Below are 16857 nucleotides of genomic sequence, written 5' to 3' on the forward strand. Positions count from 1 at the left end.
AGATGACAGAGGGGGAGGCCGTCCGGGCACCCGCGCCGCGGTGCCCCTCGAAGGTCGCTATGACCAGGAGGCCCCCGTACATGACCGCCAACCGCATTCCGCTCTCCCAGCTCGAGCGAGGCACCCCCTTCGAGCAGCGCCACATCGGTCCTGACGCCGAGGCGTGCGCCAAGATGCTCGCGCAGGTCGGCTACGGCTCGCTCGACGAGCTCACGGCGGCCGCGGTGCCGGACGTGATCAAGAGCACCGAGGCCCTCGCCCTGCCCGAGGCCCGCTCCGAGGCCGAGGTCCTCGCCGAGCTGCGCGCCCTCGCGGACCGGAACCAGGTCCTGGCCCCGATGATCGGCCTCGGCTACTACGGCACGTTCACGCCGCCGGTCATCCTCCGCAACGTCATGGAGAACCCCGCCTGGTACACGGCATACACCCCGTACCAGCCGGAGATCTCGCAGGGCCGCCTGGAGGCGCTGCTCAACTTCCAGACCGTGGTCGCCGACCTGACCGGCCTGCCCACCTCCGGCGCCTCCCTCCTCGACGAGGGCACGGCCGCCGCCGAGGCCATGTCGCTGGCCCGGCGCGTGGGCAAGGTCAAGAACGGTGTCTTCCTGGTCGACGCCGACGCCCTGCCGCAGACCGTCGCCGTCATAGAGACCCGGGCCGAGCCGACCGGTGTCGAGGTCGTCGTCGCCGACCTGAGCGACGGCATCCCCGCCGAGATCGCCGAGCGCGGTGTCTTCGGCGTGCTGCTCCAGTACCCCGGCGCCACCGGCGCCGTCCGCGACCTCAAGCCGCTCGTCGACGCCGCCCACGAGCTGGGCGCGATCGTCACCGTCGCCGCCGACCTGCTGGCGCTCACCCTGCTCACCTCGCCCGGCGAGCTCGGCGCCGACATCGCCGTCGGCACCACCCAGCGCTTCGGCGTCCCGATGGGCTTCGGTGGACCGCACGCCGGTTACATGGCTGTACGGGACACCTTCGCCCGCAGCCTGCCCGGCCGCCTCGTCGGCGTCTCCGTCGACGCGGACGGCAACAAGGCGTACCGCCTGGCCCTCCAGACGCGCGAGCAGCACATCCGCCGCGAGAAGGCCACCAGCAACATCTGCACCGCCCAGGTGCTCCTCGCCGTCATGGCCGGCATGTACGCGGTCTACCACGGCCCCGACGGCCTGAAGGAGATCGCGCGGCGTACGCACCGCTACGCGACCATCCTCGCCGCCGGGCTGCGCGCCGGCGGCGTCGAGATCGTCCACGGCACGTTCTTCGACACCCTCACCGCGCGTGTGCCGGGCCGGGCCGCCGAGGTCGTCGCCGCCGCCCGTGAGGGCGGGGTCAACATCCACCTCGTCGACGCCGACCACCTCTCTGTCGCCTGCGACGAGACCACCGGACGCGCCCAGCTCTCCGCCGTCTGGGGCGCCTTCGGCGTGTCCGGCGACATCGAGGCACTCGACGCCGAGACCGCCGACGCGCTGCCCGAGGGCCTGCTGCGCACCGACGCGTACCTGACCCACCCCGTTTTCCACGCGCACCGCTCCGAGACCTCGATGCTGCGCTACCTGCGCAAGCTCGCCGACCGTGACTACGCGCTGGACCGCGGCATGATCCCGCTCGGCTCCTGCACGATGAAGCTGAACGCGACCACCGAGATGGAGCCGGTCACCTGGCCCGAGTTCGGTCAGCTGCACCCCTTCGCCCCCGCCGAGCAGGCGCAGGGCTACCTCACGCTCATCCGTGAGCTGGAGGAGCGCCTCGCCGAGGTCACCGGCTACGACAACGTGTCGATCCAGCCCAACGCCGGTTCCCAGGGCGAGCTCGCCGGTCTCCTCGCCGTCCGGGCGTACCACCGCGCCAATGGCGACACACAGCGCACCGTCTGCCTCATCCCGTCGTCCGCGCACGGCACCAACGCCGCGTCCGCCGTCATGGCCGGGATGAAGGTCGTCGTCGTCAAGACCGCCGACGACGGCGAGATCGACGTCGAGGACCTGCGCGCCAAGATCGAGCAGTACCGTGACGAGCTGTCCGTGCTGATGATCACGTACCCGTCGACGCACGGAGTCTTCGAGGAGCACGTCGCCGACATCTGCGCCCAGGTCCACGAGGCGGGCGGCCAGGTGTACGTCGACGGCGCGAACCTCAACGCGCTGGTGGGCCTGGCCAAGCCCGGCAAGTTCGGCGGCGACGTGTCGCACCTGAACCTGCACAAGACGTTCTGCATCCCGCACGGCGGCGGCGGCCCCGGCGTCGGCCCGGTCGGCGTCCGCGCCCACCTCGCCCCGTACCTGCCGAACCACCCGCTCCAGCCGAGCGCCGGCCCGGAGACGGGCGTCGGACCCATCTCGGCGGCGCCGTGGGGCTCCGCCGGCATTCTGCCGATCTCCTGGGCGTACGTGCGGCTCATGGGCGGAGAGGGCCTCAAGCGGGCCACACAGGTCGCCGTCCTGGCCGCGAACTACATCGCCAAGCGACTGGAGCCGCACTTCCCGGTTCTGTACACGGGCCCGGGCGGGCTGGTGGCGCACGAGTGCATCATCGACCTGCGCCCGCTGTCCAAGGCGACCGGCGTCAGCGTCGACGACATCGCCAAGCGCCTGATCGACTACGGCTTCCACGCGCCGACCATGTCGTTCCCGGTGGCCGGCACGCTGATGATCGAGCCGACCGAGAGCGAGGACCTCACCGAGCTCGACCGGTTCTGCGACACGATGATCGCGATCCGCGCCGAGATCGAGAAGGTCGCCTCCGGCGAGTGGCCCGGCGACGACAACCCGCTGCGCAACGCCCCGCACACGGCGGCCGCGCTCGGCGGTGAGTGGAACCACGCCTACAGCCGCGAGGAGGCCGTCTTCCCGGCCGGTGTCCCGGCCGCCGACAAGTACTGGCCGCCGGTGCGCCGGATCGACGGGGCCTTCGGCGACCGCAATCTGGTCTGCTCCTGCCCGCCTCTCGACGAGTACGACGCCTGAGGCTGAGCTGACGCGGTAGCCGCGGCAGGTGAGGTAGGCGTCGGGGCCGGTGCGGAGGTGGTCACCTCCGCACCGGCCCCTTCGCCGTTCCGGTGTCCGGCCGTGTCACCGGGCGCTACGCGGCCGTCGCCACCCGCGCCGCGGTCAGCGGCCGGTGCGGCGCGATGATCTGCCCGTCCGGCAGCAGCTCGCCGGTGTCCTCGAAGAGGAGGACGCCGTTGCACAGCAGGCTCCAGCCCTGCTCCGGGTGGTGCACCACGACTCGGGCGGCCTCCCGGTCGGCGGAGTCGGCGGTCGGGCAGGATGGCTGGTGCTGGCACATGGCTGGGATCTTTCGCTGCGGTGTGGAGTCTGTCCTGCGGCTCGATGCGTTGCTCATGGCCGCCCCCCGTCTTTCGATCGGTCCGTTCCCAGTGTTGCCCCACGGGCCTGATTCCGCAGGGATTTCGCGGCAGCTCTTCTTACTGCTGAAGGACGTATCACCCGCGCGGATGGTTCAACCCAACCACCCTGTCACTTCGGGTGGTTCGGCGTGGCCGAAGCGGACTAGTCCGCACGGGTCAGGGGGTGTACGCAGGATCCGCAGCACGGTGCCCCACGCCCCGGAGGGGCGTGGGGCACCCGCTGAGCGGCCTGTTCTCCGGTGGTGGTCAGGCCGTCGAGCCGAGCAGCGGCGGTGGTACGAGCCGTACGGCGAGCCGCGGCAGCAGGTCCGCGACCCGTTGCGGGCGGTGCGCGGCGATCCCGGGCGGCGCGGGCGCCAGCGGGATCAGCACGTCCGCCCCGTCCGGGGCGCCCCCGGCGGGGTCGGCTTCGGTGTCGCCGTGCAGCCAGAGCGTGAGCATGTACAGCTCGGGCACCGACAGCAGACGCGGCTGCCAGGAGGACTGGACCGCCTCGGCCTGGCGCAGGGCCCGTTCCGTGGAGGCGATGTACGGCCCCTCGAAGAAGTGCGAGAAGGACCAGCCGCCGGGCGTGGGCAGGGTGTCCGCGGCGGCCAGGGACAGCTGCCCGCCGCGGATCAGGAACCGCCAGCCGACGAGCCGGGTGCGGGGCGTGCCGGCCGGTCCGGGGGCCGGGGCGGCGACGCCGGGAACACCGGGAACGTCGGGAACATCGGGAACGTCGGGAACATCGAGAACGTCGAGAACGTCGAGAACGTCGAGGACATGGACGGGTAGCGGGACCTCCGCGGTGAGGGGCCCCTGGACGGAGCGCAGCGCTGGGGTGCTGGCCTCGCGGACGGCGGGGGAGCCGAGGGCCGCGAGGACGCTGTGCAGGGCAGGCGTGGGCGCCTGGGAGACGTGAAGCGGCATGGTGGGTCGCCTCTCAATCAAGAGACAGGGGGGTGAAGCGTGGGTGGGTGCGGACGGCGCTGTCAGCAGCGGGGCCGAAGGGGGTCCGGGGCGCCATGCCGGGGCGCCGGGTCTCAGCCTCGTGGGCGGAGTTTATACGACAAATGTTCACGTCGTGTTTCGGCTAGCCGTTCCCGATAACTCCGTCAAGGCCGCATCACGTCTCGATTCCCGGCCTTTTCCTCCGCATATTCCTGGGGTGCGCGACTCCTGCCTGCAATATTCTCCGCAGCGTGGACGGCTGAATCTCATTGACGTTTTTCACCACGCCGCCCGGAGAGATCTGCTAGCCGTGCCATGCCTCCGGAATGTGCCGGACGCCCGATCGGGCCAGACTAGTGGCGAAGCCCTCTCCACGTCGGAGTTACGGATCGTCCGGGCTGGGCATCATCGTCCCTGACGCGAGCGGCGACCGCGTGCCGCCCACTCGAGGAGGGACACTTCGATGGGGGAGAAGGTCGTGGCGGGCGGGTTCGACCTGGCCGATCGGCAGAGGTACCGGAGGAAGCTGCGGCGGTGTCTCCAGGCACTGGACCGGCTCTTCGCGGAGAAGCGGTTCGACCGACCCAGGAATCTCATGGGGCTCGAGATCGAGCTGAATCTGGCCGGCGCCGACGGCCTGCCCCGGATGATGAATACCCAGGTGCTGGAGCGCATCGCCAGCCGGGATTTCCAGACCGAACTCGGAATGTTCAATCTGGAGGTGAACATCGCCCCGCACCGGCTCGGCGGCCACGTTCTCTCGCGGCTCGCCGAGGAACTGCGCACCGGCCTCGGATATGCCCAACGCAAGGCCGAGGAGTTGGGCGCCGGCATCGTGATGATCGGCATTCTGCCCACGCTCACCCGGCAGGACGTGGACCTCGCGAACATCTCCGACGTCGACCGCTACATGCTGCTCAACGATCAGATGGTCGCCGCCCGAGGCGAGGACTTCGCCCTGGAGATAGACGGCGTCGAGCGGCTCCGCTGCACGGCCGCCTCCATCACCCCCGAAGCCGCCTGCACCTCCGTACAGCTGCACCTCCAGGTCACCCCGGCGCGCTTCGCCGACGTGTGGAACGCGGCGCAGGCCGTCGCCGCGGTCCAGGTGGCGGTCGGCGCCAACTCGCCGTTCCTGTTCGGCCGCGAGCTGTGGCGCGAGACCCGGCCGCCGCTCTTCCAGCAGGCCACGGACACCCGGCCGCCCGAACTGCAGGCGCAGGGCGTCCGGCCGCGCACCTGGTTCGGCGAGCGGTGGGTGGAGTCCGCGTACGAGCTCTTCGAGGAGAACCTGCGCTACTTCCCCGCCCTGTTGCCGCTCTGCGACGACGAGGACCCGCTGCGCGTCCTCGACGACGGGGGCGTCCCCTCCCTCCAGGAACTCGTCCTGCACAACGGCACCGTCTACCGCTGGAACCGGCCCGTGTACGGCGTGATGGACGGCATCCCGCATCTGCGCGTCGAGAACCGCGTGCTGCCCGCCGGGCCCACCGTCGACGACGTGATCGCCAACGCCGCCTTCTACTACGGGCTCGTGCGCGCGCTCGCCGAGGACAGCAGGCCCGTGTGGAAGCGGACGCCCTTCGCCGACGCGGCCGCCAACTTCGACGCCGCCTGCCGGTACGGCATCGACGCCGAGCTGCGCTGGCCCCGGCCCGGCCGCGGCGGCGGCGTCACCGCCGTACCCGCCGTGAAGCTCGTACGGGACGAACTGCTTCCGCTCGCCGCCGCCGGCCTGGACGCCTGGGGCATAGAACCCGCCGACCGGGACCGCAGCCTCGGCATCATCGAGGAGCGGTGCCGGCGCCGCGTGAACGGCGCCTCCTGGCAGGTCGAGACATTCCACCGGGCCCAGGAGGCGGGCCTCGACCGGGACGCGGCGCTCACCGCCACCGCCCGCCGCTACCGCGAGCTGGCGCTGCGCGGCGACCCCGTCCACACCTGGTCCGTACGCTTCCCGGGGCCGTACCCGCAACGGACCCGCTGAGGAGGCTCCGGAGCGTCCACCGGGACCCGTTCGCACACCGCGTGCCGCCGTCGGGCAAGCTGGACCGCGCGAGATCCACGAACGGAGGCTGGCGTGCGGACAGATGGAGAGCGGGCGGCCGGAGGGGCCGGTATTCCGGCGACCGGTGACATGCACAGGACCCTGCGGTCCGAGACGCTGATCGTGCTGGCGCTGTCCCTCGGCGCGAGCGCGGTCCACTCGCTCATCAGCTTCGTCGGATCGCTGACGAAGCCCGGCGGCCTGAAGGAGCAGACGGCCACCCTCAACGGCTCGATCGCCCCCGGACGGCCCTGGCTGGACCTCTCCCTGCAGCTGTTCTACATCGCCACGGCCCTCGTGCCGGTCGTGCTGGTCGCACATCTGCTGCTCCGGGAGGGCGCCGGGATGCGGGCGATCGGCTTCGACCGGCGCGCGCCCTGGCCGGACCTCGGGCGAGGGGCGCTCGTCGCGGCGGCGATCGGCAGCACGGGGCTCGCCTTCTACCTGGTGGCGCGGGGGATCGGCGTCAACCTCACAGTGGTGCCCGAGGCGCTGCCCGGGGAGTGGTGGAAGTACCCGGTGCTGATCCTTTCGGCGATCCAGAACTCCGTCGTGGAGGAGGTCATCGTCGTCGGCTACCTGCTGCGCAGGCTGGGGCAGCTGGGCTGGTCCCCGATGGCGGCGCTGGCCGCGAGCTCGGTGCTGCGCGGCTCGTACCACCTCTACCAGGGCATCGGGGGGTTCATCGGCAACATGGCCATGGGCGTCGTGTTCGTGCTGCTGTACCGGCGGTGGGGGCGGGTCGGGCCGCTGGTGGTGGCGCACGCGCTGCTCGACATCGTGGCGTTCGTCGGGTACGGGCTGCTGAAGGGAAAGGTCGGCTGGCTGCCCGAGCCGTGAGCCGGCGGCCGACCGAGCCGTGACCGTCCGGCCGGGCTCCGAGCCCGGCCGGACGGTCACGTCGGCCGGGTCCGCGTCCCGGCCGACGTCCCCTCAGACGAGCAGGTCGCCCTCGATGACCGTGACGGCCCTGCCCGTCAGCAGCGTGCGCTCGCCGCGCAGGGCGGTGCGTACGACTCCGGTACGGGCGCCGCCCTGGAGTCCGGTCAGGTCGTCCCGGCCGAAGCGGGCCGACCAGAACGGGGCCAGGGCCGTGTGCGCGCTGCCGGTGACCGGGTCCTCGTCGATGCCGACGCGGGGGAAGAAGCAGCGCGACACGAAGTCATGGCCGCGTGCCGGGTCCTCGGCCGGGGCCGTGGCGATGACACCCCGCTTTGACAGCTCAGCGATGGTGGCGTGGTCCGGGGCCAGTGCCCGTACGGCCTTCTCGTCCCGGAGCTCCACCAGCAGGTCGCCGATGTGGGCGGCCGTGTCGTGCACGGACAGGACCTCGGCCCCGAGCGCGTCCGCGAGACCTTCGGGCGCGTCGACCGGGGTGAGCGTGGAGGTGGGGAAGTCCATCGTGATCGTGCCGTCCTCGCCCGCCGTCGTGGTGAGGACACCGCAACGGGCGGCGAAGCGCACGGTGCCGGTGGCCCGGCCGGTGGTGTGCAGCACATGCGCGGTGGCCAGAGTGGCGTGCCCGCACATGTCGACCTCGGTGACCGGGGTGAACCAGCGCAGCGCCCAGTCGGCGTCGCCGCCGGGCGGGAGCGGGTGTGCGAAGGCGGTCTCGGAGAGGTTGACCTCCGCGGCCACCTTCTGGAGCCGGTGGTCGTCGGGGAAGGCGTCGAGGAGCAGTACGCCCGCGGGGTTGCCGGAGAAGGGACGGTCGGTGAAGGCGTCGACGATACGAATCCGCATGGACACGACCGTATGGCCTGGGTGAAACCACAGGCCAAGGCCAATTCGTCGTCGCTGGACCGGAAATCATGCCGTGAGTCGTTGGCGAGCGACCTATTCCGATATATCGTTGAAGCATCGCGACAGATCAACGATGGAGGGAGCGTAGTGATGCATGCGTATGACCACGGGCAGGGGCGCGGACACGGCCACTGCGGGCCGGGACGTCACGGTCAGGGCGAGTTCGAGGGGCGCCGTGCCGCGTTCGGCCCGTTCGGTCCCGGCTTCGGCGGTGGTCCCGGCTTCGGCGGGCCGTTCGGCGGGCGGGGGCGTGGCGGTGGCCGGGGCAGGGCGCGGCGCGGTGATGTGCGGGCGTCCATCCTGGCGCTGCTGAAGGACCGCCCCATGCACGGCTACGAGATGATCCAGGAAATCGCCGAGCGCAGCGGCGGGGCCTGGAAGCCGAGCCCGGGATCGGTCTACCCGACCCTCCAGCTCCTGGAGGACGAGGGGCTCATCGAGAGCCGGAGCGAGGGCGGCAAGAAACTGTTCGCGCTCACCGACGCCGGGCGCGAGGAGGCCGGGTCCGGTCCGGACGCGCCCTGGGAGGAGGCCGGCAAGGGTATCGACTGGGAGTCCATGAACGAGATCCGGCAGGCCGGCTTCGGACTGCTGGAGGCATTCGGTCAGGTCTGGAAGACCGGCTCCCCCGAGCAGCGGCAGAAGGCCCTGGGTGTCATCAACGACGCCCGCAAGAGGCTCTATCTGATCCTGGCCGACGAGGACTGAACCGTCGGGCGGACGCCGGGTCCCGCGCGCTGTGGTGTGCGGGACCCGGCCTGCTCGCGCCGGGCGGTCAGGACATCGGCGCCGCCAGTCTGCCGAGCGACTCGGTGAGGGCGCCGACGCGGACTCCTTCAGCCGGCTCGCCATCATGGACACCAGGTCGCGCCGACGGCCGGCGTGACCGCCGCTCCTTCCGGGAACCCGGTGTGTGACGTGTTCCACCGGCCGTGCGTACTGAAGTCCGTCACCCGGGCCCGGACCCTCCCCGGTCGGCGCCTCGATCCGCGCCTCCGCACTGACCTCGGCCATTCGGCCACCGCCCCTCCTCCGCTTCTCCGCGTCAGCTCGCGGAAGTCGTAGCCGTACGAGGGCCAAGGAGCATTACTGGCGGCCTGTCAGGTGTCGGGGCGCCAGATCTCCGCCGAGTCCTGGAGCCCGGTCCTGAGGTGCGGGCCGTCGTCGGCGGCGGGGCGCAGGTCGCCCGCGTCCTCGGCCTTCTCGTCCAGCGCAGCATCGGCTACGGCCTCCGCCGGCAGGGCTCGGTCGAGGACTCCGGGGCAGTACCCGTCGTCGTACGGGACGGCGCGGGGCCCGAGGAGGCTGCGGCATCCGGGGTGCCTGACGTGGCGGAGGGGTCCGGCTGGTCGCCCGCCACCGTCGCCGCCATGGAGGGCGCCCTCGCCCGCGCCGAGGCGTGCGGCGAAGTACGGGCGGACGTACTGGATCTGCTCGCCGGATTCGTCGACGACCCGGAGTGCCGGGCCGTCGAAGTGCCGACCCGCGCGGGGGTCGGACGAGGGGCCCGCTCGCCATGCGGATCGCCCGCCCGTCTCAACAGGTGTCACAGCCTTTACGCTCCTGACGTCCTCCTGCCATCATGTGCCGATGCACGCGTCTCAGGTGAGAAGCGCCGGCCTGGGACTGGCCCTGGCCTCGGCGTTCGCTTTCGGTGGATCAGGCGTCGCGGCCAAGCCGCTCATCGAGGCGGGCCTCGACCCGCTGCACGTGGTGTGGCTACGGGTCGCGGGCGCCGCGCTCGTCATGCTGCCCGTCGCCTGGCGCCACCGCGAGCTGCTGCGCCGCAAGCCGGCACTCCTGGCCGGGTTCGGGCTCCTCGCCGTCGCGGGCGTCCAGGCCTTCTACTTCGCGGCGCTGTCCCGTATCCCCGTCGGTGTCGCGCTGCTCATCGAGTACCTCGCCCCGGCTCTCGTCCTCGGCTGGGTCCGGTTCGTCCAGCGCCGACCCGTGACCCGGGCGGCCGCGCTCGGCGTCGTCCTCGCGGTCACCGGCCTGGCCTGTGTCGTCGAGGTGTGGTCCGGGCTCCGCTTCGACGTCCTCGGGCTCGTCCTCGCCCTGGGCGCCGCCTGCTGCCAGGTCGGCTACTTCGTCCTGTCCGACCAGGGCACCGACGGGGACCGCCCCGCCGACCCGCTCGGCGTCATCGCGTACGGGCTCCTCATCGGCGCCGCCGTCCTGACCGCCGTCGCCCGCCCGTGGGGCATGGACTGGAGCGTCCTCGGGGGCGTCGCGGACCTGGGCGGCACGGCCGCGCCCGCCTGGCTGCTGCTCGGCTGGATCGTGCTGATCGCGACCGTACTGGCGTACGTCACCGGGGTTGTCTCCGTGCGCAGGCTCTCCCCGCAGGTGGCCGGAGTGGTCGCCTGTCTGGAGGCGGTCATCGCGACCGTCCTGGCGTGGGTGCTGCTCCAGGAGCATCTGTCGGCACCGCAGATCCTCGGCGGCGCCGTGGTCCTCCTGGGCGCCTTCATAGCCCAGTCCTCCACACCCAAGGCGCCGCCGCCCGGGCCGGTCGCGGGCGGGGAACCCGCACCCGCCGACGAGGAGCGGTTGTCCGCCGCACAGCCCCGCACGTAAGGTGCCGACCATGCATTCGACCGTACTTCCGCCGCCTGCCGCGTAACGCGGGCCGCCATCACCTGACGAAGACCGGGCTCGGGCAGTCCCCGAGCGGTTCGTCGCTGCCCGCGTACGGATCAGAGCAGCCGGCCAACCCGTCTTCATCCGGAGAAGTCACGTGTCGAACCACGTCCGTACGTCCATGCCCGCCCCCGTGGGGCGCGGCCTCGTCTATCTGATCGTCGCCGGTATCGCCTGGGGCACCGCCGGGGCGGCCGCCTCGCTGGTGTTCCGGATCAGCGACCTCGGTGCCCTCGCCCTCTCCTTCTGGCGCTGTGTCGGCGGTCTCGCACTGCTGCTCGGCGTGCTCGCCCTGCGTCGAGGGCGCCCGAGCGGGACCGCGGCACGCGCGGCCGGGACGCCCGGGAGCGTCGAGCCGCGCCGCCGTAAGCTGCTGCGCGTCCTCGGTACGGGAATCGGCCTCACCGTCTTCCAGAGCGCCTACTTCGCCGCCGTCGACGCCACCGGGCTCGCCGTCGGCACCGTCGTCACGCTGGGCGCCGGCCCCGTGCTCATCGCGGTCGGCGCCCGGCTCACCATGGGCGAGCGGCTCGGACGCGGCGGGGTCGCCGCGGTCGGCGGTGCGCTGACCGGACTCGTGGTACTGGTGTTCGGCGGCGACGCCGGGACGGTGCGGCCCGCCGGGGTCGCCCTCGCGGTGCTCTCGGCCACCGCGTACGCGGGGATCACGCTGCTCACCCGGTGGCTGGGCCGCGACGGGGGCGGCGGCGACGCGCTGACCACCAGCACCTGGGCGTTCGCGGTGGGCGCGGTGGGGCTGCTGCCCCTCGCCGCGGCTGAGGGGCTGATGCCGCACACCGCCGAGCCCGTTCAGGTGCTGGCGCTGCTTGCGTACGTCGCCGCCGTGCCCACCGCGCTGGCCTACGCCCTGTACTTCGCGGGCGCGGCCGTGGTGCGGGCGGCCACCGTGTCTGTGATCATGCTCCTGGAGCCGGTGAGCGCCGCGGTCATCGCCGTCGTCCTGCTGGACGAGCGGCTGACCGCCGCGACCGTGACCGGCACGCTGCTGCTCCTCGCCGCCGTGGCCGGCCTCGCCACCGCCGAGACCCGGGTTGCCGCGGCCCGGCGGAGGGCGACCGACGGGCAGGCGGCGGAGGCGCTGGTCTGACGGGGGCCGCCGCGTGCGGCGAGGCCCGCGGCGATGTTGTCCTGTACCGGCTCGGGCTTGTGCAGGGCGTACGTGAACCTGGTGCGTAGGTCGCCCACTTCCAGGCGCGGGCCGGGCAGGAGGCGGCCGGGTGGTCCCTCCACGGGCGCGGCCCACGGGCCGGGCCCGGCGTCGTACCGGAAGTGCAGCGGCTGCACCCATGGCGGCACGCCGGGCGCGCCGTTCACCGCGAGCCGGCCGAAGTCGTGGCGGGTGAGCCGGTCCCGCCACTCCGCCGCCTCGTGCGCCGCGTCCCATGGGCGGATGAGCGTGGCCGCGGCTTCCTCAGAGGGCGGCGAGGTAGTCGGGCAGGGCGACGGCAGCGTCCAGGTCCTTGTCCGGGACCGCCGTGCCGTACCCGGTGACCAGCGGGATGACGCCCGCCCAGTGGGGGAGTGCCAGGTCCTCGGGCTCCTCGTTGACACCGCCGGTGCGGACCTTCGCGGAAACCTCCTCCAGGTCGAGGCGGAGGACGGCGGTCGCGGCCAGTTCCTTGGCGTTGGCGGCCCGGGAGTCGTACGAGCGGCCCGGCACGACGTGGTCGACGAGCGCGTCGAGCGCGGTCCGCTTCTCCTCCGGGTCCGTGACCTGCCGCGCGACTCCATGGACCACGACCGAGCGGTAGTTGATCGAGTGGTGGAACGCCGAGCGTGCCAGCACCAGGCCGTCGACGTGCGTCACCGTCAGGCAGACCGCGATGCCCGGGTCCGGCTGCCGCGGGCCGCCCGCCATGCGCAGGGGGCGCGAGCCCGTGGAGCCGTGCACGTACAGCCGCTCGCCGACCCGGCCGTACAGCGTCGGCAGCACGACGGGCGCGCCGTCGCGGACGAACCCCAGATGGCAGACGTACCCCTCGTCGAGTATCGAGTGGACCAGGGCCCGGTCGTACGACGCTTTCGGACGGCCGCGGGTCGGGATGGTGCGGTCCGTCGGCTCGTACGATCCGTGGGCTTCCGGCGTCGCCTCGCCTGCGGTCGTCGCAGTCTCCGGCATTGCGTCCTCCATTGCACTAGTGCATAATCTGATTTGTGCTAGGAGAATATCGGATCAGTGGGCGGCGCGCATCGGAGATCGCGGCGAGTGTGGAGCGCGGGGTGGGTGCGGGAGATCTGTCGCCAGGTCAACCGCTGCCGCCCATGCGGGACTTGGCCGCCGAGCTGGGCGTCAATCCCAATACCGTCGCGGCGGCCTACCGGACGCTGCGCGAGCGTGGGGTCATCGAGACCGCGGGGCGCCGGGGGAGCCGGGTACGGCCCCGGCCGGCCACCACCGCGCGCGACGCCATTCGGATCGACGCCCCCGAAGGCGTAAGGGACGTGGCCAAGGGCAACCCGGACCCGTCCCTGCTGCCGCCCCTCGGGCCCGCGCTGGCCGCCGCCGCGCGCCGCTACGACGAGCTGCCCACGCTGTACGGGGAGGTGCCGGTGGACGAGGACTTCGCCCGGCTCGCGCGGGCCGCGCTGCACGCCGACGGGGTGCCGGACGGGCCGGTCGCCGTCGCCTCCGGTGCCCTGGACGCGATCGAACGCGTGCTGGCCGCGCACCTGCGGCCCGGGGACGTGGTGGCCGTCGAGGACCCGGGCTGGGGCAGCGTGCTCGACCTCGTGCCGGCGCTAGGGCTGAGGGCCGTGCCCGTCCGGGTCGACGACGAGGGGCCGCTGCCGGGTGACGTCGAACGGGCCCTGCGGGACGACGCGGCGCGGGCGTTCATCGTGACCGACCGGGCGCAGAACCCGACGGGCGCGGCATTGAGCGCCGAGCGGGCCGAGCGGCTGCGGGAGGTGCTGGCCCGCCACCGGGACGTGCTCCTCGTCGAGGACGACCACGGGCACGGCTTCGTCGACCTGCCGCTCCACCCGCTCGCCGGGGTGACGGACCGGTGGGCCTTCGTACGGTCGGTCGCCAAGGCGTACGGGCCGGACCTCCGGGTCGCCGCGTTCACCGGAGACCCGGTCACCGTCGACCGGGTCCTCGGGCGTCAGCGGCTCGGGCCCGGGTGGGTGAGCCGGCTGCTCCAGCGGGCGGTCGTCCACCTGTGGGAGACGGGCGCCGTCGACGCGCCGGCCGTCGCGCGGGCGTACGGGGAGCGGCGGGACGCGCTGATCCGTGCCCTGGAGGTGCGGGGCGTCGAGGCGCACGGGCGCAGCGGGATGAACGTGTGGGTGCCGGTGAGCGACGAGACCGGGTTCGCGGCCCGGCTGCTGCACGCGGGGTGGGCGGTCGCGCCGGGCGCCCGGTTCCGGATGGTGTCGCCGCCCGGAGTGCGGCTGACCGTGTCCGGCCTGACGGCGGCCGACATCGAGCTGCTCGCCGGGGCGGTCGCGGCGGCGGCCGGCCCGGTGCCTGCGCGGACCTACGGCTGAGGGTGCGGCCCACGGGGCTTGCGCGGTTCGCGGGGTGCCGTGGTGGCACGGCTCTGTGTGAGGGCCGCGCCCGCCAGCACGATCAGTGCGCCGACCGGGGTGTTCCAGGTGAGCCGCTCGTCCAGCAGTGTCACGCCCGCGGCCGTGGCGATGACCGGGATGAAGTACGTGACCATCTGCCCCGTCGTGGGGCCGACCTCGGCGACGATGCCGTACTGGATCAGCATCGCGAAGCCCGTGCCAAGCGCGCCGAGCGCGACGACCGCGAGCAGTGGCACCACCGGGTACGCGGCAGGCAGGCTGGTGAACAGCGGCGTCACGACCGCCAGTTGTGCCGTCGCCAGCGTCAGCTGCGCGCCCGTCAGCGAGAGGTGCGACTCGCTGCGGCCCGCCAGCGTGCGGCGCACGTAGATCCAGCCGATCGGATAGCTGAGCGAGGCCAGTAGCGCCATCGCGGTGCCGCCGACGTCCAGCCCGGAGAAGCCCTGCCAGGCGCCCAGCACGGTCAGGACACCGATGAAGCCGAGCCCCAGCCCGGCGACCCGGCGCCGCGTCGGCCGGTCCTCGGAGAGCGCGACCATGGACAGGGCCATGCCCCACAGCGGCGATGTGGCGTTGCAGATGCCCGCGAGCGTCGACGGGATGGTCAGCTCGGCGAACGCGAAGAGCGAGAACGGCAGGGCGTTCAGGAAGAACGCCGCCACTGTCAGATGCCCCCAGGTGCGGGCGCCGCGCGGCAGCCCGGTCCGCCTGACCGCCATGGCGACGGCGAGCACCGCCGTACCGAACAGCAGTCGCCCGAAGGTCACTTGGAAGGGCGCGTACGCCTGGGTGCCCATCTTGATGAGGAGGAAGCTGAAGCCCCAGACGAGCGCCAGCAGCGCGAACCGGACCCGCCAGTCGACGCGGTGGGCGCGTCGTGGCGGGGCGTCGGCGGCTGGTCTGCCGGGAGGGGCGGCGGAGGGGGCGCGGGGAGGGGTCGCGGTGCTCATACCGACCACCATGGCCCTCGCGATCTCGTAGTACAAGCGAGATTTTCTCCACTGATTGCATTAGCATCGCTTACATGTTGAATCTGGAGCGCCTGCGGACCCTGGACGCCCTCGCCCGCCACGGCTCGGTGAGCGGCGCCGCCGACGGACTGCACGTCACCACGTCCGCGGTCTCGCAGCAGCTGGCCAAGCTGGAGCGTGAGGTCGGTCAGCAGCTCGTCGCCAAGAACGGGCGGGGTGTCCGGCTCACCGACGCGGGGCAGTTGCTGGCCGACCACGCGGCGCGCATCCTGTCGCAGGTCGAGCTCGCGCAGGCGGACATCGAGGCGCAGCGCGGCCAGGCCGTGGGGGAGGTGCGGCTTGCCGGCTTCCCGACGGCCGCGCGGGGCCTGTTCCCTCGGGCGATCACCGCTCTGCGCGCCAGCCACCCGGAGCTGCGGGTGCGGACCAGTGAGCTGGAGCCCGAGCACGGGATCCGTCAGGTGCTCCGGGGGGACGTGGACCTCGCCGTGGTCCTGGACTGGAGCAACAAGCGCCTGCCGGTGCCGGGCGGGCTCGCCCAGGCCGCGCTTCTCGACGACGCGGCCGACGTCGCCATGCCCGCCGGTCATCCGCTCGCCGGGCGGGCGGAGGTCGCCCTTGAGGATCTGGCCGACGACGACTGGGTGTCCTGGCCGGAGGGCGAGTTCTGCTACGACTGGCTGGTGTTCACGCTCCGCTCCAAGGGCATAGAGCCGCGCATCGCGCACCTCGCGGGTGAGCACCACACGCAGCTGGCGCTCATCCAGGCCGGTCTCGGAGTGTGCGTCACACCCCGGCTCGGGCGCGGGCCCGTACCGGACGGCGTCGTTCTCGTCCCCGTCCGGCAGCAGATGCGGCGGCACATCTACGCGGTGTGGCGTGCCGACGCCGACCGGCGGCCGTCCATCAGGGCGGCAGTGGAGGCGCTGCGCGAGGCGGGTGGGGCCGTCGCCGGATGACTCTCAGGCCGTGGCCGCGCCGCCGATCTTGCGGAAGTCCCAGGAGGCGACCGCGTCCGGGGTCAGTCGCAGCCATGCGTGCCGGCCGTCGTGCGGCAGCTCCGCAAGGCCGAAGTTCTTACGGGCGAAGAGCCGCTCCACGGCGGCCAGCCCGGGCTCGGCGTCGCACGGCGCACCGGAGCGCGGAACCTCGCCCACCACGACCGCGGTGCCCGACAGCTCCGCGCCGCGCAGCTCCCCGTACTCCTCGCCGTCGTCGACCACGACCGCGATGCGCGGGTCCCGGCGCAGATCCGCCCAGCGGCGGCTGCGGGTGAGGGAGTACAGCCAGAGCGACGCCCCGTCCCAGACGAACCACAGGGCGCCGACGTGCGGCCGCCCGTCCGGCGAGACCGTCGCGACCCGGCAGGTGCGCCGCTCGCGCAGGAACGCGTCGAGTTCCGCCGGGGTCATCATGATTCGCCGGCCGCGGCGCTGAGCGACTGGCATCCCGACCCACCCCACTTCACATCTGACTATGTGTCAGGGAATCATGGGTGCTCTTCCGGCACGACGCAAGGGTGGTCACCCTCTCGTGGC

General features: G+C 72.7%; 15 protein-coding genes. 8 read left to right on the forward strand and 7 right to left on the reverse strand.

Annotated elements, in window-relative coordinates; all coding sequences use genetic code 11:
* The first annotated feature begins 80 nt into the window (after positions 1 to 80).
* A complete protein-coding gene (gene gcvP / locus FVS66_RS05140) occupies positions 81 to 2966 on the forward strand; it encodes an aminomethyl-transferring glycine dehydrogenase (RefSeq protein ID WP_149179791.1) in 2886 nt (961 codons plus the stop codon).
* 115 nt (positions 2967 to 3081) lie between these two features.
* Here the strand turns inward: gcvP and FVS66_RS05145 are convergent, their stop codons facing one another.
* Both FVS66_RS05145 and FVS66_RS05150 read right to left on the reverse strand, forming a co-directional pair.
* Positions 3082 to 3288: a DUF5999 family protein gene (locus FVS66_RS05145; protein WP_149179792.1), complete on the reverse strand. Its 207-nt coding sequence runs from the start codon at positions 3286 to 3288 to the stop codon at positions 3082 to 3084.
* 328 nt (positions 3289 to 3616) lie between these two features.
* Entirely contained in the window at positions 3617 to 4282 is a 666-nt protein-coding gene (locus FVS66_RS05150; protein WP_149179793.1) for a hypothetical protein, read from the reverse strand.
* 484 nt (positions 4283 to 4766) lie between these two features.
* On the opposite strand from FVS66_RS05150, the gene FVS66_RS05155 reads away from it, so the two are divergent.
* Both FVS66_RS05155 and FVS66_RS05160 read left to right on the forward strand, forming a co-directional pair.
* On the forward strand, positions 4767 to 6290 hold the full coding sequence (locus tag FVS66_RS05155; RefSeq protein WP_149179794.1) for a glutamate-cysteine ligase family protein: 1524 nt from the start codon (positions 4767 to 4769) through the stop codon (positions 6288 to 6290).
* 150 nt (positions 6291 to 6440) lie between these two features.
* A complete protein-coding gene (locus FVS66_RS05160) occupies positions 6441 to 7190 on the forward strand; it encodes a type II CAAX endopeptidase family protein (RefSeq protein ID WP_149179824.1) in 750 nt (249 codons plus the stop codon).
* A 93-nt stretch (positions 7191 to 7283) separates the two neighbouring features.
* Here FVS66_RS05160 and FVS66_RS05165 read toward each other — a convergent pair whose 3' ends face one another.
* Positions 7284 to 8093, reverse strand: a complete 810-nt coding sequence (locus FVS66_RS05165) for a PhzF family phenazine biosynthesis protein (protein WP_149179795.1) — start codon at positions 8091 to 8093, stop codon at positions 7284 to 7286.
* 150 nt (positions 8094 to 8243) lie between these two features.
* Between FVS66_RS05165 and FVS66_RS05170 the strand changes: the two genes are divergently transcribed.
* Positions 8244 to 8861 (forward strand): PadR family transcriptional regulator, encoded by a 618-nt coding sequence (locus FVS66_RS05170; protein WP_149179796.1) that lies wholly within the window; start codon positions 8244 to 8246, stop codon positions 8859 to 8861.
* A gap of 392 nt (positions 8862 to 9253) precedes the next feature.
* On the opposite strand, the gene FVS66_RS36740 is transcribed toward FVS66_RS05170, so the two are convergent.
* Positions 9254 to 9703 (reverse strand): hypothetical protein, encoded by a 450-nt coding sequence (locus tag FVS66_RS36740; protein WP_187645393.1) that lies wholly within the window; start codon positions 9701 to 9703, stop codon positions 9254 to 9256.
* Between the two features lie 40 nt (positions 9704 to 9743).
* On the opposite strand from FVS66_RS36740, the gene FVS66_RS05185 reads away from it, so the two are divergent.
* Both FVS66_RS05185 and FVS66_RS05190 read left to right on the forward strand, forming a co-directional pair.
* On the forward strand, positions 9744 to 10733 hold the full coding sequence (locus FVS66_RS05185; protein ID WP_149179797.1) for a DMT family transporter: 990 nt from the start codon (positions 9744 to 9746) through the stop codon (positions 10731 to 10733).
* Positions 10734 to 10917: 184 nt separating this feature from the next.
* Complete coding sequence (locus FVS66_RS05190) at positions 10918 to 11904, forward strand: DMT family transporter (protein ID WP_149179825.1); 987 nt, start codon at positions 10918 to 10920, stop codon at positions 11902 to 11904.
* 324 nt (positions 11905 to 12228) lie between these two features.
* Here the strand turns inward: FVS66_RS05190 and FVS66_RS05200 are convergent, their stop codons facing one another.
* Positions 12229 to 12936, reverse strand: coding sequence for a pyridoxamine 5'-phosphate oxidase family protein (locus tag FVS66_RS05200; RefSeq protein WP_262386817.1), 708 nt, complete (start codon positions 12934 to 12936; stop codon positions 12229 to 12231).
* 35 nt (positions 12937 to 12971) lie between these two features.
* Here FVS66_RS05200 and FVS66_RS05205 point away from each other — a divergent pair, with 35 nt between their 5' ends.
* Positions 12972 to 14306, forward strand: coding sequence for an aminotransferase class I/II-fold pyridoxal phosphate-dependent enzyme (locus FVS66_RS05205; RefSeq protein ID WP_149179799.1), 1335 nt, complete (start codon positions 12972 to 12974; stop codon positions 14304 to 14306).
* Here FVS66_RS05205 and FVS66_RS05210 read toward each other — a convergent pair.
* Positions 14297 to 15298 carry a DMT family transporter gene (locus FVS66_RS05210; RefSeq protein ID WP_187645394.1) on the reverse strand — a complete coding sequence of 334 codons (1002 nt, stop codon included), beginning with the start codon at positions 15296 to 15298 and terminating at the stop codon, positions 14297 to 14299. The two genes, FVS66_RS05205 and FVS66_RS05210, sit on opposite strands and share 10 nt — an antisense overlap.
* Before the next feature lie 74 nt (positions 15299 to 15372).
* Here FVS66_RS05210 and FVS66_RS05215 point away from each other — a divergent pair, with 74 nt between their 5' ends.
* Positions 15373 to 16278, forward strand: coding sequence for a LysR family transcriptional regulator (locus FVS66_RS05215; protein ID WP_149179801.1), 906 nt, complete (start codon positions 15373 to 15375; stop codon positions 16276 to 16278).
* 3 nt (positions 16279 to 16281) lie between these two features.
* Here FVS66_RS05215 and FVS66_RS05220 read toward each other — a convergent pair whose 3' ends face one another.
* The gene (locus FVS66_RS05220) at positions 16282 to 16767 is read right to left on the reverse strand and encodes a pyridoxamine 5'-phosphate oxidase family protein (RefSeq protein WP_149179802.1); all 486 of its coding nucleotides are present in this window, start codon (positions 16765 to 16767) and stop codon (positions 16282 to 16284) included.
* Positions 16768 to 16857 lie beyond the last annotated feature (90 nt).

The sequence above is a fragment of the Streptomyces sp. TRM49041 genome, assembly GCF_008271805.1.
GTDB lineage: Bacteria > Actinomycetota > Actinomycetes > Streptomycetales > Streptomycetaceae > Streptomyces.